The organism is Agreia sp. Leaf244 (genome assembly GCF_001422695.1).
In the GTDB taxonomy this organism is placed as follows: Bacteria; Actinomycetota; Actinomycetes; order Actinomycetales; family Microbacteriaceae; genus Agreia.
In genome coordinates this window covers 231600-251689 of record NZ_LMLX01000003.1, presented here as the reverse complement: position 1 = coordinate 251689, position 20090 = coordinate 231600, and the positions used below count along the sequence as shown (strand labels likewise).

Annotated in this window: 21 protein-coding genes; 15 read left to right on the top strand and 6 right to left on the bottom strand. The window is 66.1% G+C overall.

Annotation, left to right across the window (positions count from 1 at the left end):
- The first annotated feature begins 34 nt into the window (after nt 1-34).
- Both ASF06_RS11195 and ASF06_RS11190 read left to right on the top strand, forming a co-directional pair.
- A complete protein-coding gene (locus tag ASF06_RS11195) occupies nt 35-1360 on the top strand; it encodes an aspartate aminotransferase family protein (protein ID WP_369797324.1) in 1326 nt (441 codons plus the stop codon).
- Nucleotides 1361-1635: 275 nt separating this feature from the next.
- A complete protein-coding gene (locus ASF06_RS11190; RefSeq protein WP_055931310.1) occupies nt 1636-2571 on the top strand; it encodes a LysR family transcriptional regulator in 936 nt (311 codons plus the stop codon).
- 9 nt (nt 2572-2580) lie between these two features.
- Here ASF06_RS11190 and ASF06_RS11185 read toward each other — a convergent pair whose 3' ends face one another.
- Genes ASF06_RS11185 through ASF06_RS11175 form a run of 3 tightly spaced genes read right to left on the bottom strand, consistent with a single transcriptional unit; the run spans nt 2581 to nt 4618 of the window.
- Nucleotides 2581-3372: a hypothetical protein gene (locus tag ASF06_RS11185; protein ID WP_055946928.1), complete on the bottom strand. Its 792-nt coding sequence runs from the start codon at nt 3370-3372 to the stop codon at nt 2581-2583.
- On the bottom strand, nt 3369-4265 hold the full coding sequence (locus tag ASF06_RS11180) for an ABC transporter ATP-binding protein (protein ID WP_055946926.1): 897 nt from the start codon (nt 4263-4265) through the stop codon (nt 3369-3371). The genes ASF06_RS11185 and ASF06_RS11180 overlap by 4 nt, the downstream gene beginning before the upstream one ends.
- Nucleotides 4262-4618: a GntR family transcriptional regulator gene (locus ASF06_RS11175; RefSeq protein WP_055932192.1), complete on the bottom strand. Its 357-nt coding sequence runs from the start codon at nt 4616-4618 to the stop codon at nt 4262-4264. Before ASF06_RS11175 ends, ASF06_RS11180 begins: the two co-directional genes overlap by 4 nt.
- 154 nt (nt 4619-4772) lie before the next feature.
- On the opposite strand from ASF06_RS11175, the gene ASF06_RS11170 reads away from it, so the two are divergent.
- Genes ASF06_RS11170 through mutM form a run of 4 tightly spaced genes read left to right on the top strand, consistent with a single transcriptional unit; the run spans nt 4773 to nt 7259 of the window.
- Complete coding sequence (locus ASF06_RS11170; protein WP_369797325.1) at nt 4773-5336, top strand: YceD family protein; 564 nt, start codon at nt 4773-4775, stop codon at nt 5334-5336.
- Nucleotides 5337-5363: 27 nt separating this feature from the next.
- A complete protein-coding gene (rpmF, locus tag ASF06_RS11165) occupies nt 5364-5567 on the top strand; it encodes a 50S ribosomal protein L32 (RefSeq protein WP_044442139.1) in 204 nt (67 codons plus the stop codon).
- Nucleotides 5568-5617: 50 nt separating this feature from the next.
- The gene (gene rnc, locus ASF06_RS11160) at nt 5618-6352 is read left to right on the top strand and encodes a ribonuclease III (protein WP_055931314.1); all 735 of its coding nucleotides are present in this window, start codon (nt 5618-5620) and stop codon (nt 6350-6352) included.
- A gap of 1 nt (nt 6353) precedes the next feature.
- On the top strand, nt 6354-7259 hold the full coding sequence (gene mutM / locus ASF06_RS11155; RefSeq protein WP_055946924.1) for a bifunctional DNA-formamidopyrimidine glycosylase/DNA-(apurinic or apyrimidinic site) lyase: 906 nt from the start codon (nt 6354-6356) through the stop codon (nt 7257-7259).
- A gap of 218 nt (nt 7260-7477) precedes the next feature.
- On the opposite strand, the gene ASF06_RS19530 is transcribed toward mutM, so the two are convergent.
- On the bottom strand, nt 7478-8452 hold the full coding sequence (locus ASF06_RS19530) for a hypothetical protein (RefSeq protein WP_157439172.1): 975 nt from the start codon (nt 8450-8452) through the stop codon (nt 7478-7480).
- 386 nt (nt 8453-8838) lie between these two features.
- Between ASF06_RS19530 and ASF06_RS11145 the strand changes: the two genes are divergently transcribed.
- From ASF06_RS11145 to ASF06_RS11140, 4 genes are all read left to right on the top strand, one after another.
- On the top strand, nt 8839-9432 hold the full coding sequence (locus ASF06_RS11145; protein ID WP_157439171.1) for a hypothetical protein: 594 nt from the start codon (nt 8839-8841) through the stop codon (nt 9430-9432).
- Nucleotides 9422-10060: a hypothetical protein gene (locus ASF06_RS19525; RefSeq protein ID WP_157439170.1), complete on the top strand. Its 639-nt coding sequence runs from the start codon at nt 9422-9424 to the stop codon at nt 10058-10060. Before ASF06_RS11145 ends, ASF06_RS19525 begins: the two co-directional genes overlap by 11 nt.
- A complete protein-coding gene (locus tag ASF06_RS19520) occupies nt 10057-10410 on the top strand; it encodes a hypothetical protein (protein WP_157439169.1) in 354 nt (117 codons plus the stop codon). The genes ASF06_RS19525 and ASF06_RS19520 overlap by 4 nt, the downstream gene beginning before the upstream one ends.
- Nucleotides 10411-10682: 272 nt before the next feature.
- Nucleotides 10683-12332 carry a DUF4407 domain-containing protein gene (locus tag ASF06_RS11140; RefSeq protein ID WP_055946917.1) on the top strand — a complete coding sequence of 550 codons (1650 nt, stop codon included), beginning with the start codon at nt 10683-10685 and terminating at the stop codon, nt 12330-12332.
- Between the two features lie 30 nt (nt 12333-12362).
- On the opposite strand, the gene ASF06_RS11135 is transcribed toward ASF06_RS11140, so the two are convergent.
- Nucleotides 12363-13082 (bottom strand): YoaK family protein, encoded by a 720-nt coding sequence (locus ASF06_RS11135; protein WP_235500980.1) that lies wholly within the window; start codon nt 13080-13082, stop codon nt 12363-12365.
- Between the two features lie 106 nt (nt 13083-13188).
- On the opposite strand from ASF06_RS11135, the gene ASF06_RS11130 reads away from it, so the two are divergent.
- The 5 genes from ASF06_RS11130 to ASF06_RS11110 all read left to right on the top strand — a co-directional run bounded on the left by ASF06_RS11130 (nt 13189) and on the right by ASF06_RS11110 (nt 19315).
- A complete protein-coding gene (locus ASF06_RS11130; protein WP_055946914.1) occupies nt 13189-14286 on the top strand; it encodes an acetamidase/formamidase family protein in 1098 nt (365 codons plus the stop codon).
- The gene (locus ASF06_RS11125; RefSeq protein ID WP_055946912.1) at nt 14279-15841 is read left to right on the top strand and encodes an AtzH-like domain-containing protein; all 1563 of its coding nucleotides are present in this window, start codon (nt 14279-14281) and stop codon (nt 15839-15841) included. Before ASF06_RS11130 ends, ASF06_RS11125 begins: the two co-directional genes overlap by 8 nt.
- A gap of 154 nt (nt 15842-15995) precedes the next feature.
- The gene (locus ASF06_RS11120; RefSeq protein ID WP_082480080.1) at nt 15996-17213 is read left to right on the top strand and encodes a pyridoxal-phosphate-dependent aminotransferase family protein; all 1218 of its coding nucleotides are present in this window, start codon (nt 15996-15998) and stop codon (nt 17211-17213) included.
- The gene (locus ASF06_RS11115) at nt 17210-18457 is read left to right on the top strand and encodes an allantoate amidohydrolase (RefSeq protein ID WP_082500880.1); all 1248 of its coding nucleotides are present in this window, start codon (nt 17210-17212) and stop codon (nt 18455-18457) included. The genes ASF06_RS11120 and ASF06_RS11115 overlap by 4 nt, the downstream gene beginning before the upstream one ends.
- A 3-nt stretch (nt 18458-18460) precedes the next feature.
- The gene (locus ASF06_RS11110; protein ID WP_055946910.1) at nt 18461-19315 is read left to right on the top strand and encodes a MurR/RpiR family transcriptional regulator; all 855 of its coding nucleotides are present in this window, start codon (nt 18461-18463) and stop codon (nt 19313-19315) included.
- A gap of 114 nt (nt 19316-19429) precedes the next feature.
- Here ASF06_RS11110 and ASF06_RS11105 read toward each other — a convergent pair whose 3' ends face one another.
- Nucleotides 19430-20065, bottom strand: a complete 636-nt coding sequence (locus ASF06_RS11105; RefSeq protein WP_055947252.1) for an NADPH-dependent F420 reductase — start codon at nt 20063-20065, stop codon at nt 19430-19432.
- Nucleotides 20066-20090: the final 25 nt, after the last annotated feature.

Genomic DNA, 20090 nt, shown 5'->3' with positions numbered 1-20090 from the left:
GAACGCAACACAGAAAGAACAGGCACCACACGTGATTCCCACATCAGACGACGGCAAGCGCGCGTACGACCTCGACCGGGCCTACGTGTTCCACTCCTGGTCGGCGCAGGCCGCCCTCGATCCCATGGTCATCGCCGGGGGGTCGGGCACGCTCGTGTGGGACCACGACGGCAACGAGTTCCTCGACTTCTCGAGCCAGCTCGTCAACGTGAACATCGGCCACCAGCATCCGGCCGTGCGCGACGCGATCAAGGCCCAGGCCGACGTTCTCACGACCGTCGCGCCCGCCCACGCCAACCTCGCCCGCGGCGAAGCGGCCAGGCGCATCCTCGATCGCGCCGGCTCCGGCTTCGGCAAGGTCTTCTTCACCAACGGCGGTGCGGATGCGAACGAGAACGCGATCCGCATGGCCCGGCTCTATACGGGGCGCGACAAGGTGCTGTCGACGTATCGCTCGTACCACGGCAACACCGGCGCGGCCGTGGTCGCGACGGGGGACTGGCGCCGCGTTCCGAACGAGTACGCCCGCGGACACGTGCACTTCTTCGGCCCCTTCTCGTATCGCTCGGAGTTCTGGAGCGACAGTGTCGCGCAAGAGGGCGAGCGGGCCCTGCACCACCTGCGCCGCGTCATCCAGAGCGAGGGCGCGTCGTCGATCGCCGCGATCCTCATCGAGACGATCCCGGGCACGGCCGGAGTGCTCGTGCCGCCGCCCGGCTACCTGGCGGGGGTGCGTGCGCTCGCCGACGAGTTCGGCATCGTGCTGATCTTCGACGAGGTGATGGCGGGCTTCGGCCGCACCGGCGACTGGTTCGCCTTCCAGTCGCTCGCCGATGAGAACGGCGACATCGTCGTGCCCGACCTCATCACCTTCGCCAAGGGCGTGAACTCGGGCTACGTGCCCGTGGGCGGCGTCGTCATCTCGCCGTCGATCGCCGCGGCGTTCGACGACTCGGTCTTTCCCGGCGGGCTCACCTACTCCGGGCATCCGCTTGCGATGGCCTCGATCGTCGGCGCGCTCGACGCCATGGAGAGCGAGGGGATCGTGGCCAATGCGAAGCGCGTGGGTGCCGATGTCATCGGGCCGGGCCTGCGCGCGCTGCAGGCCAAGCATCCATCGATCATCGGAGAGGTGCGGGGCCTCGGCGTCTTCTGGGCGCTCGACCTGGTGGCCGACCCGGAGACGCGCGAGCCGGTCGCTCCCGCGGTGATCGCAGCGCTGAAGAAGTCGCTGCTCTCGCTCGGGCTGCTGCCGTTCTTCGCCGACAACAGGCTGCACGTCGTGCCGCCCTGCGTGGTCACCGACGACGAGGTCGCCAAGGCGCTCGACATCTACGATCGGGCGTTCTCGAGCCTCTGACGCGGTCGGTGCAGCGGAGGCTCCTGGCCTGCCGCTGCACCGTCGGTGTCAGCGCGTGGGCTGGGGTCGGTAGCCATCCCGAGCGACGGTCACGATGCTGGCGGCGACGCCTGCGAGTGCGAGAAGAGAGAATGAGACGAGTGCGATGATCATGGTTCCTGTCCTTTCCGGGATGAGTGATGTTGTCTCAACTCTGGCCTCGGCAACCATGTACCACAAGTGAATTGTCCTTTGCTCACTGTGTAGTCCAGCTTCCGTGATCTAGACTGCTGATCATGGACGTCGGACGACTCAATCTGTTGCGCGAACTCGCCGAGCGGGGGAGCATCACCGAGGTGGCCAGGGCCACCCATCGCACCGCGTCGGGCATCTCTCAACAGCTGCGCAAACTCGAGTCCGAGGCGGGTCTTCCGCTCACCGAGAAGGTCGGTCGTGGCATCGCGTTGACCGATGCCGGCCGGGCCCTGGCGCGCAGTGCGACCGATGTCGCCATCGCGCTCGAGAAGGCCGAGGCGGTGTGGGACGAGTTCCGCAACGACCCCACGGGCACGGTGTCGCTCGCCACGTTCCCGACGGCGGGACAGATGCTGCTGCCGGGCATGCTCAAGCGCGTGGCCGAGACCGGCGGGCTCACGGTGCACTGCTCAGACCGCGACCCGGAGTCCGAGGGCTTTCCCTCGCTCACCAGCGACTTCGACATCGTTCTGGCCCACTCGCCGAAGCCCGCGGCCTTCTGGAACGACAAGAACCTCCTCGCCATCCCGCTCATGACCGAGCCGCTCGACATTGCGCTCCCTCCGGGGCACCGCCTCGCCGACAAGGACTTCCTCGTGCCGAGCGACCTGATCGGTGAGCAGTGGATCGGCGTGCCCTGGGGCTACCCGTTCGAACGCACGCTCAACGACATCTTCGAGGCCGCGGGTGTTCCGGTGAACTTCTTCCAGCGCTTCGGCGACACCCGCGTCACCGAGGCGCTCGTGGCGGCCGGCCTCGGCGTCGCCGTGCTGCCCTGCTACACGGCCGCGGGCGCCTACCGCGACCGCATCGTGCTTAAGAACCTGCAGGGCGTCGTCGCCGAGCGCCACATCGCTATTCTCATGCGGCCCGATCGCGCCGAGCGCCTTGCCGTGCGCACCGTGGTGGATGCGCTGCGCGCCGAGGCGGCCGCCGTGGTCGAGGCGAACAAGCACCGCAACCCGCCGGCCGCCTAGCGGTCGTCGTCAGTTCTTCGGGGTGGCCCTGCGCAGGATGAAGTATCCCGTGACGGCGGCGACTACCGTCGGCACCAGGCTCCACGCGATCACGCCAGACGGCCCGTTCGAGTCGAACCAGGCACCGACCGCGGGCCAGCTGTTCGTGAACGACACCAGCGCGATGCCGGCGATCAGCACCAGTCCGAGGGTTCCGAACAGCGCCAGCATGCCGTTGTTACGCCAGCGCTGGTAGATGGTCGCGATCGCGGCGCCGACGAAGTAGAAGAACAGATACGTCGCGAAGTAGAGCCCGAATCGCTCGATCCACGACGCATCCGCGCCGCCGAAGTAGTAGCTGGCGAACATCGTGCCGCCGAGCCCCCACCCGTCGGTCGCCACCTCGATGGCGGCCAGGATGGTGAGGCCCGCGCTGTAGACCGCCGAGAGGGCGACGAAGGTGAGCGCACTGCCCAGCCAGAAGTCGCGGCGTGTCACGCTGAAGCCCAGCGCGAACGGGAAGGTGTAGGCCACTGCCTGGATGCCCAGCACCAGCATGTACACGAAGATGTAGAACAGCGCCCCGGAGTAGGCGATGCCGTCGCGCGCGTCGGCCCTGTCGGACTCGTTCGTCACCGAGGCGAAGATGATCCACCAGATCGTGACGTTGACGATGAAGATGCCACCCATGATCATCCACGGCACAGCGAAGACGCTGTAGCGGTTCACGAGGTGCAGGCGAACGACCGAGAGGATGCGACTGCCCGCGTCGTGTCCGTCGGCCAGCGGCTCTGTCGGTTCGGTTCGAGTGACGGTGCTCATGCGCTCTGCTCCAATACTGTCTCGGTCTGGTTGTCGCCGGTGAGGCGCACGACCAGCTGCTGCAGGGACACGGGCGAGAGTTCGAGCCCCATCTCCGAGGCGCGTGCGCGATCCCGCGGCGAGAGTCGGCCGACGGTGACCGACGCGAGTCCGCCGATGCCGTCGCGGTGCAGCACCTCGCGGTCGGCGACGAAGGCGTCGACGCCCTGTCGGGTGCCGACCACGGTGGTGGCCGAGCCGCGGAGGGTCTCCGCGTCGTCGTCGATGAGCAGCTTTCCCTCGTCGATCACGAGAACGTGCTCGAGCAGGTTGCTGACCTCGTCGATGAGGTGGGTTGAGAGGATGACCGTGCGGGGGTGGTCGCCGTAGTCCTCGAGGAGCCGGTCGTAGAAGATCTGCCGGGCCACGGCATCCAGACCTAAATAGGGCTCGTCGAAGAACGTGAGCGGGGCGCGGGATGCGAGCCCGACGATCACACCGATGGCCGACAGTTGGCCGCGCGACAGCTTCTTGATGCGCCGGTTCAGCGGAAGCCTGAAATCGGCGATCAGTCGGTCGGCGAAGGCGGCGTCCCAGTTGGGGAAGAACCAGGGCGCGCTGGTGAAGACGTGCCGGGGCTTGAACTCGTCGGGGTAGCGCTGGCTCTCCTTGATGAAGCACACGTTCCTCAGCACGCCGGAGTTCTCGACCGGGTTCTCGCCGAAGACGCGGATCTCGCCGCGCGTGGCGAAGTCCTGGCCGGTCAGCAGCTGCATCAGCGTGGTCTTGCCGGCTCCGTTGCGTCCGAGCAGACCGTGGATCGTGTTCTTCTGCACACTGAAGCTGATGTCGTCGACGGCTGTCGTGTCGCCGAATCGTCGGGTGAGGTGGGATGCCTCGACTACTGCACTCATGCGGTGCCTTCCTTTCTGATCATGTCGATCACCTGCGTCTTGTCGATGCCGAGCTTCTCTGCCTCGACGATCAGGGGCGCGATGAATTCGTTCTGGAACTGGTCGCGGCGCTTGGCCACCAGACGATCGCGGGCGCCGGACGCCACGAACATGCCGATGCCGCGCTTCTTGTAGAGAATGCCGTCGTCGACGAGCACATTGACTCCTTTGCCTGCGGTTGCGGGGTTGATGCGGTGGAATGCGGCGAACTCGTTCGTCGACGGAACCTGCGTCTCTTCGGGCAGCGCGCCGGCGATGATGTCGTTCTCGATCAGCTCCGCGATCTGAACGAAGATCGGTCGGGAGTCATCCATGACGATCACTCTTGGTTGGTTCGTTACTCATGTAACTAACCAACCAGCCAAGCTCGGCAATGTCAAGACCGTCTTGGCGCTGGTCGAGTAGGCCGCCCGCGGCTGTATGAGACCGAGGGGCCGGGCCGTGCAGGCGGGGGTAGACTCGAATGTTGTGAACAAATTCAAGAAGACGCCCTACACGGTGGGGGTGCACGACCTCATCCACCGTCCCGGCGAGATGCGCGAGCACGAGCTCGAGATCGTTGTTCCCGAGAAGCTTGGCGAGGGCCTTGTGGCCGTTCAGGCCGACTCGATCCTCGATGTCGACCTGCGTCTCGAGGGCCTGCACGACGGCATCCTGGCCTCGGTTCATGTCTCCGGAACGGCCGACGGAGTCTGCGGTCGCTGCCTCACCGACATCCATCTGCCGGTAGAAGTCGAATTCCAAGACGTTTTCGCGTATTCTCTTGACGAAGCTTTTGATTATTCGGTTCTCGACGATCACGTCGACCTCGAACCGATGATCAGGGATGCGGTGGTACTTTCACTGCCGTTCCAACCGGTCTGTCGGCCGGATTGCCCAGGACTCGACCCGGAGACGGGTGAAAAGCTGGCCGATCAGCCGCATGGCGAACCTCAGCAGATCACCGATCCGCGCTGGGCTGCGCTCGCAGGCTTCGAAGCTTCCACACAGACTGACCAAGCAGACACCGACGCGTCCACGCGACCCGAGTGACCTGAACGATAGAGAGAAGAGAAGATCATGGCTGTTCCGAAGAGAAAGATGTCGCGGGCTTCCACCCGCATGCGTCGCGCTCAGTGGAAGGCTACGGCCCCCACCCTCGTCAAGACGATCGAGAACGGCAAGACTGTCTACAGCCTGCCGCACCGCGCCAAGATCGTCGAGGACTCCGCAGGCACCCCCCTGTTCATGGAGTACAAGGGCCGCAAGGTCGCAGACATCTAAGACTCCTGCTGTCGGCAACGACATCAGAAGCGTCACCAAGGAGTGCCTCGATGGTTTCGGAACATGAAACCGACGGGTCGCTCCTTTTGGCGACTCTGCAGATCGATCTTCCCGACGATCTGCTGGAGCTCGCCCTGACCCACCGCTCGTACTCCTACGAGCACGGCGGCATCCCCACGAACGAGCGCCTGGAGTTCCTCGGCGACTCGATCTTGGGACAGGCCGTCACGGTCATGCTTTACCACCGATTCCCCGACCTCGAGGAGGGCGAGCTGGCCAAGCGCCGCGCCAGCCTCGTGTCGACGGTCGCCCTCGCCGAGATCGCCCGCGGCATCCAGCTGGGCCGTTTCGTGCGGCTGGGCCGGGGCGAAGAGCTCACGGGTGGACGAGACAAGGCCTCGATCCTCGCCGACACGATGGAAGCCGTGATCGGCGCCAGCTATCTGGGCGCGGGTCCGGATGCGGCTACCGCCCTCGTGCTGAGGCTCGTCGCGCCACTGGCCACGGCCCCGGGCCACTTCCGCATCTCGATGGATCCGAAGACGTCGCTGCAGGAGGTCGCGGGACAACAGGGCCTGGCCGCCCCCGTCTACGAACTCACGGAGTCCGGGCCCGATCACCAGAAGGTGTTCGTGGCGACCGTGCGCGTGACGAGCGCCGCCGGTGTCGTCGTGGCCGAGGCATCCGGCACCGGCCCCTCGAAGAAGCAGGCCGAGGCATCCGCCGCCCGCGACGCCGTCGCGGCCCTGTCTGCCGCACCGACGACCGACGCGGTCTCGGCCTAGCGTGCCCGAACTCCCCGAAGTCGAGGTCGTTCGCGCGGGCCTCGAAAGAGCAGTCTCCGGCGCGGTCATCACGGCCGTCGAGGTCTTCGAGCAGCGGTCGCTCAAGCGGCACAGCCCCGTGGCGGGCGCGTTCGTCGACCTGCTCGAGGGGCGCCGGATGCTGTCGGCGGTGCGCCGAGGCAAGTTCCTCTGGTTTCCGCTCGACGATGCGACAGACGCCGGAGGACATGCCCTCGTCACGCACCTCGGCATGAGCGGACAGGTGCTGCTGCGCACCCCGGGCGTCGAGGAGGACGGCCTGCTGCGCATCCGACTGCACATCGAGCATCCCGAGCACGGCGAGTTCTGGGTGAACTTCGTCGACCAGCGCATCTTCGGCTCGATGGCCGTCGACGGCCTCGTACCGACGCCCGACGGGCGCGCGGCCGGCCGGGGGAGCGAGCTCGCTTCCCTCCCTGGCCAGGTGTCGCACATCGCCCGCGACCCGCTCGATCCTGCGTTCAGCGACTCGGTCTTCTTCGCCGCGCTCGCCCGCAAGAACACCGGCATCAAGAGGGCGATGCTCGATCAGAACCTGATCAGCGGCATCGGTAACATCTACGCCGACGAGTCGCTGTGGGCTGCGCGCATCCACTACGAGCAGCCCGCGTCGTCGCTGTCGCGCGCCAAGGCCAAGCTGCTGCTCGCCGAGGTGCGACTGGTGCTCGAGAAGGCGCTCGCCGAGGGCGGCACGAGCTTCGACGCCCAGTACGTGAACGTGAACGGGGCGTCAGGCTACTTCTCGCACAGCCTCAACGCCTACGGTCGGCAGGGCGAGCCGTGCCCCCGTTGCGGACGCCCGATCGTGCGCGAGAGCTTCATGAACCGCGGCTCGCACTTCTGCGCGCACTGCCAGCGGCTGCGCTAATTATCGATGCACACTGCGATGCTGTGGTCTTTCGTTGCCCTAGAGCGTCAACGGCGATGAGTGGAAGAGCGCATCATATTCAATAGTTCACGTTTGCCAGGCTGCGCTTCACCGGACGCGATGTGAACCACAACGCCCTTCGATAACCTAGGTTCGCGGTTGGGTGAGATTCGGGCGAGTACTCTGGAGAACAAATCGTCTTAGAGAGGTCTCATCATTTAGGCGGAGAGAAGTAGATCCGTCAGGTCATGGAGGCTTCGTGATACACGGTGACCGAAGCGATCTGGAACTTTGGCGTCGTTGAGCATCGCTGACCATGATCGTTCCGTCACGACGAGGTCACAGTATGGTACGGCGATGGCGAGCGCAGCGACATCATTGAGGTCGTTCCCCTCCCAGGTCTTCTCAGGGTTTGCCTGGCGCTGCCGACGCAACTTCATCTCGACCCAGCGAGAAGGCATGCTGTCAATAATGCCGGTCATCCGTGCGGCGATATCCTCGAAGGTAAGGCCGTACTCAGCTCCGATACGAGTCAATGGATCATGAATGTCTGCAACCGCTGTCGCGAGCATGACCTCATCCAGGTGGCGGCGTCCATACTGTCGAATGGCTTCAGCCACGTGTAGTTGTCCTTGAACAAACCTATCGTCGGTGAGCGTCTTCATGTCGTGGAACACGACGCGCATCGCGTCGGGCGCTCCCGCAGGCGTGGCGCCGGCGAGCAGCAGAGTTTCAAATTCTCGTGAGGCGCGGCTATGGATTTCATCCTTCATGTTCGAAGGGAGAGAGATTTCATGCCACTCTTTGGGAGGCAAATAGCGCAGATTGTGACTAGCGAACGCTTGGGCTGCTCCGTTCCCGAACATTTGAAGTGCGGGATCTGGAGCCGGTAGGTGAAATATCTTGATCAGACCGCGGCGAATTTCCCAAGGCACGATTTGGTGAGGTGGGGAGATGCGAAGTGGCCCTGCGAGGCGCATCATCGTGGTGGCTAACTCCGATCGCTTTCTCGGATTGGGATGTTTGCCTGTCTCGAAGTAGTGAGCCGCGCTCAGCGGGAATCGAACGCGTCCTGAGTCGACCGCGTCCTTGAGGACCATTAGCGTGTCGCGGAAAGCAAGGCCCTGCGGATGGCCAGTTTCTGCACGCGCCAGATCAATCCATTTGTTTTGATCCAGATAAACGGTCAGCACAACTTGATTGTGCCCGCTATGCCCGCCAATGTCCGAGCCGTACTTCCCTAAATTGTTGCTGCCCGGTGCCCGTGCCGTACTGGACGGCTAGATGAAGTCGACCCACCGTGGAATGCTTGAACGCGGGGCCGCGCCGAGGTTATTCGGAAGTGAGGCTTCCAGTCATGAGCCAAGCTGATGAAAATAGTCGATAAATTAAAGGGTCCGACCAGAGATCCAAGGATGCGCGCCGTACTTCACATGTCGGAGTTGGCGTCGTGTGCGCGAAGGGCGAGGAGATGACCTGTGGCCGCGGTGCTGCCAACCCGAACACAGCTACGAGATATCGCCTTTTCGCGGATTCAGCAGGTCGGTGTCAGAACCCCGTATGTCTAGCACCGCTGTTCGTGGAGTTGCCCCAAGCCGGAACTGTGCACTTCGGGGAGATCGCCCACGTTATTGCCGCGAGTGCCGAGGGGCCAAGAGGTGATACTCGCGCAAGTCCGGAAGAACTCGGGGCATGGAGCAATCTTGTGTTGCTGTGCGCAAACTGCCACACGACGATTGACAGGGCCCCCGAAGATTTTGACGAACAGCTCTTGGTGCAATGGAAGACGTCCCATGTCTCCAAGATTGAAACCGCCCTAGGTATCTCCGCTTTCTCAAACCGAGGAACTGCGCGAGTTGCAATTGAGGTTCTCCAGGCGGAGAACCGAACGATTCATGCGCGTCGCGGTCCCGATAACGACTATCGGTTCGACCCCGAGAGCGAATATGCGTCGCTCTGGAAACAAGACGTCGTCAACGTCATCATTCCGAATCATCGGACAATACTGCGTTATCTCGATGCGAACCGGTCGCTTCTCAATGCTGAGGAGAAATCCGTAGTGGAAGTTTATCGGATCCACGTGCGCGACCTAGAGCGGCGACACGTTCATGGCGACCAGGGCTTCATCTCCGAGAGATACCCAGCAGAAATGGACTCCGTATATGCCGACTAATCAAATTGACTTTCTGAAGCCCACATTCGAAAGACTTGATTTCGTCTCGAATGTTGTGGTCGAGCAGTACTCCATGGTGATCACACGAACGGAGGATCCGCCCGTTCGTATCGGATTCGTCCATCAAGACCCGCTCGGCGTTGATGAGGTAGGGCAACTATTGGAGGCTCATCCGGATGTGCAGGTAGTCGTCAACGTGCCCAAGGGCGCGCGGTTGCTGGGTGAAGCGATTATTCGATGCCATGAAGCTTCTGTAGCCATAGGGAGCGTCGCCGATGGAATGCGAGCCCTTCGACTGTCAAATCCCGGAGAGTACAGAGACAGAGAAACCGAATTCGCGCTCCGAGGGCTTCGGCAGCATGGAGCTGTCCAAGCGATTGAGATTCTCGACGACAAGCGTCTTCTACTAGAGCGACATCAATTACCGTCGCTCACCGTGTTTATCGGCTCCGAGTACCAGCCCACCGCCCATTCTGTTCGCTCCGCTATTCAACGGTACGGAACATTCGACATTTATGTGGCGACCAATCCGAATAGTCATCCAACAGCGGAAGCCGTTGAGGTCGGACTCGAATTGGGATGTCGCGTTCTGCGATGGGGACCTTTGCTCGGCGAACTCAATCGATGAAGTCGAAGAACGATCTGCAGGTTCTTGTTCGAGCTACTCGACGTTTTCCGGACCTCGAGATTCTCGTCTTTGGTTCCCTAATATCCTCTATCGGCTCCTTCGCTGATCTCGATTTATTGGTTGTGTACGACTCCTTGGAAGAAGTTGATTCACTCGCCTCGGTGCTCGACGCCGAACTCCCTGCAGAATCCATAGATTTGACGGCAATGTCTCGTAGTGAGGATCGCGAGTCAAACTTTCGTCGCAATTCGGGGGCCGTCACCGTCGAAGCATTCATTTCGAGGAACCTGCTTGACTATGCGGCGGCGACAGCCAGGGACGGGTCAAATAGTGCTTCTAGAGAGGGCTAACTAAAGATCTGCCATGGCCTCGCGAGGTTGTTCACCCCGAGTCAGGGGGAGGGGGCGTAGAGCAAAGCGAAGGCTGACCGGAAGCCAGCGAGAACTTTACTCTGGAGCAGGCTGACATAGCGCGACAGCTTCATGAATCGCGGCTCGCATTTCTGCGCGCACTGCCAGCGGCTGCGGCCCGCGTCGCTGGGCTGATTGAGAGCACGCTCACCGGATGCTCAGGGTCGGTGCATGCATACTTGCCGCTGACCATTCGACAGGAAGGACTCGGCGTGAGCGAGAACGACGAATCGACCGGGCCCCAGCTGGAGCCCTGGTTCAGCGAGACCCCGAAGCCGCGCAAGCGCCCTGAAGCCGAGACGGTTCCGATCGAGGCGTTGACCGTCGATCTGTCGAACGACTCGACGAACACAGCGCCGACCGAACAGCTCTCGTTCGAGCAGCAGGAGCAGCCCTGGTTCGAGCGGGACATCGACGCCGAGACCGCCGAGACCGCCCAGACCGCCGAGCCCGCCCTGTCAGGCCAGCCCGACGCATCCGGCACCGAGGACGACGCAGCAACGGCCGAGGCCGCGGCCGCCGAGCCCGGCGAGAGACCGAACGCGCGCCGTCGCCGCCTGCGTCGCACCAGCCTGGCCGTGCTCGGAGGAGCCCGCCCCGACGCCATCGAGGGCGCGCCCGGCGACCGCCAGGCCTACTCGTCGATGGCTCTCATCCTGATGTTCACGGCCACTGTCGCTGCACTCTCGATGTCGTTCGCGCTCGGCATGGTGTTCCACGCCGACTGGTTCTGGTTCATTCCCGTGGGCATCTTCTGGGGTGCGGGAATCTTCGCCATCGACCGCGCCCTCACCATCCAGCTGTCGAATACCAAGGGCGCGTGGAAGACGACCTTCGCCGTCGTGCCTCGCGTGCTGCTCGCGGCCATTCTCGGTGCCGTCATCTCGACGCCGGTCACGCTGCAGATCTTCGCGCCGGAGATCAGCGCGCAGATCCTCGTGATGGAGGCCGAGTCCCGCACGGCGTTCGCCGACCAGCTCGCGAGCGACCCCGTGCTCGCCACCGAAGACGACGTGCGCGCCACGATCGCCAGCAACCAGGCGATCATCGATACGAGCGACGCGGTCGATCCGATGACCGACCCCACGTACGCGGCCGCGAAGAAGGCTGAAGATGCGGCTCTCGCCGATCTCAACGCTAAAACCGCAGCGTGGCAGGCCGAGGCCAACGGCACAGGGGGGACAGGCCAGTTCGGTGCAGGCGCTGTCACCGCCGTAGCGAAGGAGGCCGTCGACGCGGCCCAGATCGTCTACGACCAGGCGCAGGAAGCAACCGCTGCGGCGCTCGCGACCGCGCAGCCCGCCTTGACATCGCAGCTGAAAGAGTCGAAGACCACCGCTGAGGCGGCGCTCACGAAGGCCCAGGCCGAGCTCGCCACGATCGAGCAGCGCAAGGCAGACTTCCAGGCCCAGAACGATGCGGCCGTCTCCTCGAGCGACGGCATCAGCAACCGGCTCACGGCGCTCGACCGACTCAGCGCCGAGAGCCCGTCGGCCGGGCTCGCGCACGTCATGGTGTTCCTGCTGTTCTTCGCGATCGAACTGCTGCCCGTGATCATCAAGCTGCTGCGCCACCTCGGCAACAAGGACTCCGTGCACGACGAGACCGCGCGCGAGCACGATCGAACCGAGATCAACCGTGTGCGCCAGCAGTTCGCGCTCGAGCGCGACCAGACGCTTCTGGATGCCCAGATCACCTCGGGCAGGCTGGCCACACTCCGGCAGCTGGCCGAGCACGAGGAAGAACTGGCGCTGGCCACGGGCAAGGAGCGCAACGTCGGACTCGACGACCGCGTTCGCCGTAAGAGCCAGGACTTCTTCGACGAGTGGGATCGCGACCAGTCGGCCCAGCGCCAGCGCTGATCAGCGCCAGCGCTGATCAGGGCGGCCTGATCAGGCGGAGGCTTCGACCTCCGACGGCTCCACGGGCGCGTGGTGCGGCCGGCCGGTGAGGTGTCCGGTCAGCGCGACCACGAGAGTGATGAAAGCGGCCAGCGCGACGCCCCAGCCGATGTGGACAGTCATCAGCAGAGCACCCACGGCGGCGCCTCCACCGATCAGCAGGATGGCGCCGGCCCGCCGGAACCACGGCTGGCCCGAGCCGCCGGCCAGTCGCGAGTCGGCAGCGAGGCCCGTGATGGTCGACGTGACCACGACGGTGGTCACGTCTTTCACGGCGATGTGCCGGGCCGTCGCGGCCTGCACGCCCATCACCAGGGCGAAGGAGCCCGTGAAGATGTACTCGTAGGGGGCAGGGGGAGGGCCGTCGTTCACGAAGAGGGCGATGGCGAGGCCCACCATGACCGCGCCGACGATGCTGAAGAGCACGGTGGTGCGGGTGGTCCAGCCGACCTTGACGGGGCGCAGTACTCGCCCGCCGATCGCGGCGCCCAGCATGAATGCGAACAACGCCACGAGCGGGCCGATGACCGGAAGGTCGTCGGCGCCCGCGATGGCCATTCCGAGGATCACCACGTTGCCGGTCATGTTGGCCGTGAAGACCTTGTCGAGGCCGAGGTAGCCCACGGCGTCAGCGATGCCGGTCGAGAAGGTGAGCGCGAGCATCAGGCCGAGGTGCAGATTGGCGGGCTTGCTTCGGAGTCGGCGGAGCACTGGGCACCTGCTCTTTCGATGTCGTGGTTGCGGGCGGGGCGGCTGGCGCACGATACTCTCGAAGCGACCGACCCCATCTTTCCAGACTTCGGAAGGCCCGCACCGGATGCCCGTGACAGCCCCGCTCCAGCCCGGCCAGGGATTCGTCCAGGCCGCCCACTACCTGCCGGCCACGATCGGCAACGTGCTGTGGGGCAGGCTGCCCTGCGAGAGCGACGCGTCCGTGCTCACGATCGACTCCGGCGACGAGGTCACGATCGACACCATCAGCCACGAGGGCGTGCTCGAAGACCAGGGCCGCGATCCGGCCGCCTTCTTCGCCGCACACGGTGTGGCGCGTGAGAACGTGCTCGACGACGCGATCGCTCTCGCGGCATCCGGATACCAGCGCGACCCCAAGGTCGACGGGCCGCACGTCGTGACCGGGCCCATCCGCATCCGGGGGGCGAAGCCGGGCGACCTGCTCAAGATGACCGTGCTCGAAGCGACCCCGCGCGTGCCCTACGGAGTGATCTCGAACCGGCACGGCAGAGGGGCGCTGCCCGGGGAGTTCCCTCAGGTCGAGGGCTCCGTCAGCATCTTCGCGGCCGTCGACCACGACCCCGACGGCAGCCAGGTGGGAACCCTGCCGCTCGTCGCCGGGGGAGAGCGCTCGGTGCGGTTTCCGCTTCACCCGTTCCTCGGCATCATGGGTGTCGCGGTCTCGGGGTCGACGCGCCCTCACTCGGTGCCGCCCGGCCCGCACGGCGGCAACATCGATATCAACCTGCTGACCGCGGGCAGCTCGCTCTACATTCCCGTGCAGGTCGACGGGGCCCTCGCCTACGTCGGCGACCCGCACTTCGCCCAGGGAGACGGAGAGGTCGCGCTGACCGCGATGGAGGCCTCGCTGCGCGTGACCGTGCGGTTCGAGGTCGTGCCGCAGAGCGACGCGCTCACCGCCTTCGGAGCCCTCGTCGGGCCGCTCGCCGAGACGCAGGAGTTCCTCGTTCCCACGGGAATGGACGCCGATCTCGACGAGGCGGTGCGCCGATGCGTGCGGGCCGCGATCTCGCTGCTGCACGCCCGCTACGGCATGCAGGAGGACCTGGCCTACGCCTACCTCAGCGCCGCCACCGACTTCAACATCTCCCAGGTCGTCGACCTGGTCACCGGCGTGCACGCCCGCGTGCGCGTCTCCGACTTCGAAGGACATCATGCCTGATCAGATTCCTCCCACATCCGTCACCGGCGAGCTGCCCGACGGCCTGATCGACGCCTTCTGGGCCTACGAGAACGCGCTTCTCACGAACGACCTCGAGGCGCTCGACTCAGCCTTCGCTCCGGGCGACACGACTCTGCGCGGAGACGCCGGCGGCCTGCTGGTCGGCCATGACCGCATCAGCTCCTTCCGCGGAGCCCGGGGTGGCGCCCCCGTTCGCACGATCACCTCGATCCACGTGCGTGTGCTCTCCGACGAGTACGCGCTCATCGTCAGCGAGAACGAGCCGCGCTCCGGTGGGCGCGGGCTCGTCACGCAGCTGTGGGCGTGGCATCCGGATGCCGGGGGCTGGGTCGTCGAATCGGCCCAGGTCGCCGGCGCACCGGCCGCCATGAACACCGCCATCTGGCGGGTGCTCGGCAACCCGCTCGTCGCCTCGACCGCGTCCGACGGCGGTGCGCTCGCGGGCGAGACGGTCGCGGTGAAAGATCTCTTCGATGTGCAGGGCTTCGCCGTGGGCGGCGGAGTGCCCGAATTCCTGGCCGAGGGCGAACCCGCCCAGGCGCACGCGCCCGCGGTCGCCGCCCTGCTCGCGGCCGGCGCATCCATTCGCGGAATCGCGCAGACCGATGAATTCGCCTACTCGATCGCCGGAAAGAACGTGCACTACGGCACCCCGCCCAACGTGAAGGTGCCGGGTGCGATCCCCGGCGGCTCGTCGAGCGGACCGGCATCGGCCGTCGCGCTCGGGCACGCCAGCATCGGACTCGCGACCGACACGGCCGGGTCGATTCGGGTGCCCGCGTCGTATCAGGGCCTCTGGGGCCTGCGCACCACGCACGGCGCGGTCGACGCCGGCGGGCTCCTGCCCCTGGCCGAGTCGTTCGACACGATCGGATGGCTGACGAGGTCGCCCTCCGTGCTGCGTGCCGCTGCCGCGAGCTCGCTCGACGGCGACGCCCAGCAGCCGGTCGAGCCGCGGTTCGTGATCTCGACAGAGCTGCTCTTCGCGGCCGACGACTCGATTCAGGGCGCGATGGTAGATGCCGTGGGGCGGCTCGAGGCCGACGGCCTCATCGGCGAGGTCGGCGTGGTCGACCTCGGCGACACCTCGGGGTTCTTCGAGGCGTTCCGCACCGTGCAGGCCGCCGAGGCGTGGCGTCGTCACGGCGACTGGATCACGGCGCACCCCGGGGTGCTCGCTCCCGATGTCGCCTCCCGATTCGAGGCGGCGTCGACGGTGACCGCCGAGGCCGAGTCCTCGGCTCGCGAGGTACTGGCGGCCGCGTGTACCCAGCTCGACGAGGCGCTCGCCGGGCGCATCCTGCTTCTGCCGTCGACGTCGTCGACCGCGCCGAGCGTCGGAGCCCAGCCGGACGAGATCGACCGGACTCGCGCCGCGACCCTGGCGATGACCTGCTACGCGGGCATCGGCGGGTACCCGGCTCTGTCGGTTCCGCTGCTCGAGGTCGACGGTGCGCCCGCCGGCCTCTGCCTCGTGGGCCCGCGCGGCACCGACCTCGCGCTCATCGACATCGCGGCCCCCTTCGTCCGCTGACGGCCCGTTCCCTGAACGGGGCCCCGTAACACGCATGAAACGCGCGTTCCGTAGAATCGAAGCCTGAAACAGGTGAATCATTCTCAGCGAAAGCGGTCAGCTCATCTCCCTCTCGTCACTGCCCCAGCCCATCAACCCGCCCCAGCGACTTCTTATGGGGCCGGGGCCGATCAACGCCGATCCGCGCGTGCTGCGCGCCATGTCTGCGCAGCTCGTGGGCCAGTACGACCCGGCGATGACGGCCTACATGAACGAGACCATGGAGCTCTACCGTGGGGTCTTCAAGACCGCGAATGAGCAGACGCTCGTGGTCGACGGCACCTCGCGGGCCGGCATCGAGGCCGCGCTCGTCTCGCTGATCGAGCCGGGCGACCGCGTGCTCGTTCCCATCTTCGGCCGCTTCGGCCACCTGCTGCGCGAGATCGCCGAGCGCTGCGGCGCCGAGGTGCACGTCATCGAGGTTCCCTGGGGCGAGGTCTTCGCACCCGAAGCCATCGAGGCGGCCATCATCGAGGTGCAGCCCTCGCTGCTCGCGGTGGTGCACGGCGACACCTCCACCACGGTTGCGCAGCCGCTCGACGAGCTGGGTGCCATCTGCGCGCAGCACGGCGTGCTCTTCTACACCGACGTCACGGCCTCGCTCGCGGGCAACACCATCGAGACGGATGCCTGGGGCATCGACGCCGTGACCGCGGGCCTCCAGAAATGCCTGGCCGGCCCCTCCGGCTCCGCCCCGGCCACCTTCTCGGCGAAGGCGGTCGAGCGCATCGTCGCGCGTAAGAGCATCGAGGCGGGAATCCGCGAGGCGGGTGACGCGGTCACCGCGCATCCGATTCGCTCCAACTACTTCGACCTCGCGATGATCTTCGACTACTGGGGCCCCAAGCGGCTCAACCACCACACCGAAGCCACGACCATGCTCTACGGGGCACGCGAGTGCGCCCGCCTGCTGGTCGACGAGGGCATGGAGAACGCCGTCGAAAGGCACCGCCTGCACGGCTCGGCCATGCTCGCCGGTGTGCAGGGACTCGGCCTCGCGGTGTTCGGCGACCTCGCCCACAAGATGAACAACGTCGTGGCCGTCATGATCCCCGACGGGGTCAACGGCGACGCCGTGCGCGGCGAGCTGCTGAACGACTTCGGCATCGAGATCGGCACCTCCTTCGGCCCGCTGCACGGCAAGGTCTGGCGCATCGGAACGATGGGCTACAACGCCCGCCGCGACACCGTGCTCACGACGCTCGCCGCCCTCGAGGCCGTGCTGCGCCGGGCCGGCGCATCCGTGACACCCGGCGGAGGAGTCGGGGCGGCCTACGAGATCTACGCCGACGCCGACCGGGCCGTCCGGGCATCGTCGGGAGCCGGCGCGTGACGAAGCCGGACTCGACCAGCGCGCACGCCATTCTCGAGCGCTGCGACGAACTCGCCACTTACTCCTCGATGGAGGACGGGCTCATCGAGCGCGTGTACCTCTCGCCCCAGCACGCGGCGGTCAATGCCCTCGCCGGTCGCTGGATGACCGAGGCGGGCATGACCACCTGGCAGGATGCCGCCGGTAACCAGTGCGGCCGGCTCGAGGGTGCGACCCCCGGCCTGCCCGCGCTGCTGCTCGGATCGCACCTCGACACCGTTCCCTCGGCGGGCCGCTACGACGGGATCCTCGGCGTGCTCTCCGCCATCGCCGTGGTCGACCGCATCCGCTCCTCGGGCCGCGAGCTTCCGTTCGCCCTCGAGGTCGTGGCGTTCGGCGACGAGGAGGGCACCCGCTTCGGCCGCGCCCTGCTCGGCAGCCGCGCGCTCGCGGGCACCTGGCTCGACGAGTGGTGGCAGCTCGAAGACGAAGACGGGGTGTCGTTGCGCGACGCCTACGTGCATTTCGGCCTCGATCCGGATGCCGTGGGCGAGGCCGCGCGGTCGCGCGGCGATTTAGTGGGGTACCTCGAGACCCACATCGAGCAGGGGCCGTACCTCGAAGACGAGAACAAGGCGCTGGGCGTCGTCTCTTCTATCGCCGGAGCGCGCCGCTTCCTCCTCACGATCACCGGCCAGGCGGGCCACTCGGGAACGCCTTACGAGCGTCGCCGCGACGCGCTCGCCGGCGCGGCCGAGGCCATCACCACCATCGAGCGCATCGCCCGCTCGGCCCAGCTCATCGCTACGGTCGGACACCTCGAGGTGTTCCCCGACGCGGTCAACGTGATTCCCGGCAAAGTCGAGTTCAGCCTCGACCTGCGCGGCGAGTACGACACCGAGCGCGACAAGGTGTGGCTGCAGATCGAGGAGGCCATTCTCGAGATCTGCCAGCGACGACGGCTGCGGCTCACGAGCATCCAGACGCACTCGGCCAAGGCGGCCGTCTGCGCGCGCCGGCTGCGCGATGCGATCTCCGACGGCATCCGGTCGACGGGCGACACGCGACCCATGTCACTGTTCTCGCGCGCCGGTCACGACGCGATGGCCATCGCCGAGATCGCCGACATCGGCATGATCTTCGTGCGCTGCAAGGGCGGAGTGAGCCACAATCCCGAAGAGCACGTCACCGAGGCCGACGTGGCGAAGGCTCTCGACGCGTTCGAGGCAACCGTTCTGCGGCTTGCCGACGGATACGAGGGGTAGTCGATGATCGCGGCCGCGCCCACGATCGGGCAGCGCATCGACGCGCAGTACGGCGCCCTGTCACGGCAAGAGCAGAGGGCCGCCGACTTCATCCTCGACCACCTCGGCGACCTGGCCGTGTACAACGCCACCGAGCTCGCGAAGCTCAGCGGGGTGTCGAAGGCCACGGTGTCGAGGCTGTTCCGCCGGCTCGGGTTCTCGGATTCGGCCGAGGTGCGCGAGCACGCCCGCAGCCTGCGAAGCCAAGGTGCGCCCCTCGGCGGCATCGGCGCCGCCGCGGGAACCCCGTCGGCCCTTGCCGCTCACGCCGTGCAGGAGAACGAGAACCTGCAGAAGCTCCTGGCCGGCCTCGACGACGGGCGACTGGATGCCGCGGCCCGGCTCATCGCGGGCGCCGGCGAGGTCGTGCTGATCGGCCTGCGCAACAGCTACCCGCTGGCGCTGCACCTGCGACAGCAGCTCGCGCAGGCTCGCGATCGGGTGCGACTCGCGCCTGTCCCCGGCCAGTCGCTGGGGGAGGACATCGCGGCCCTGGGCTCGCGCGACGTTGTTGTGCTCGTGGGCTTTCGCCGCCGCCCCTCGGGGTTCGGGCTGATCATGCAGACGCTCAGGGAGCGCGGCGTTCCCGTGATTCTCATCTCGGACTCGTCGGCCCGTCGGCATGCGGAGGGCGCCGCGTACTGGCTGGAGTGCCCCGTCGACAGCGTCTCCGCGTTCGACAGCTATGCGGCCGCCATGAGCCTGGTGAACCTGCTCGCGAGCGGGGTCCTCGGAGTCGACGTTCGCGACGGACGAACCCGCATCGCGTCGATCACGGGCATGTACGACGCCCTCGACGAGCTAGAGACCCCCTGGTAGGACCGTCGATCTGTACTCGGCTCGGCGCTAACGGAGCACGTTCCTCGCGACACGCCGACGATTCACGGCTGACGCGCCGCGAGGATGTCGATTCGTGCTCCGTTAGCGTCGAGGTCAGCGGGTCGCTGCCGCCAGCATGTCGGTGATCTCCGCCACCGTGCCGCGCGGGCCGTAGGCCGGGGTGCCCGGCTCGACGCGCCAGCTGTTCGCCAACGAACCGTCGTCGACGACGTCGAAGCCGAATCCGTCGATGAGGCTGGAGACGATGGTCTTCGCATCACCGTTGTCGCCCGAGATCACGAGCGCACGACGGTTCTCGGTGCGCGGCTCCTGCGCCTCGGAGGTGAGCTTCGCCGCTTCGATGTGGTTGAACGCCTTGACGACCTTCGACGTGGGCAGGTGCTTCTGCAGGAGCGCGGCCGACGTGGTCGACTTTGAGTCGAGCTCGGCGATGTTGCCGTCGCGCTGCGGGTAGTAGTTGTTCGTGTCGATCACGATCTTGCCGGCGAGCGGCTCCACGGGAACCGACTCGTAGGCCTTCAACGGGATCGTCACGATGACGAGGTCGCCAGCCTTGGCCGCCTCTTCTGCGGTGGCCGCTCGCGCCTTGGGGCCGAGCTCCTCGACGAGGGCGCTGAGGGTCTCGGGTCCGCGCGAGTTGCTGATGACGACGTCGTAGCCGCTGGCGATGCTGAGGCGAGCGAGCTGGCTGCCGATGTGTCCGGCCCCGATGAGGCCGATGGTCGTGATTCCGGGAATAGTCATGACCGGGTCA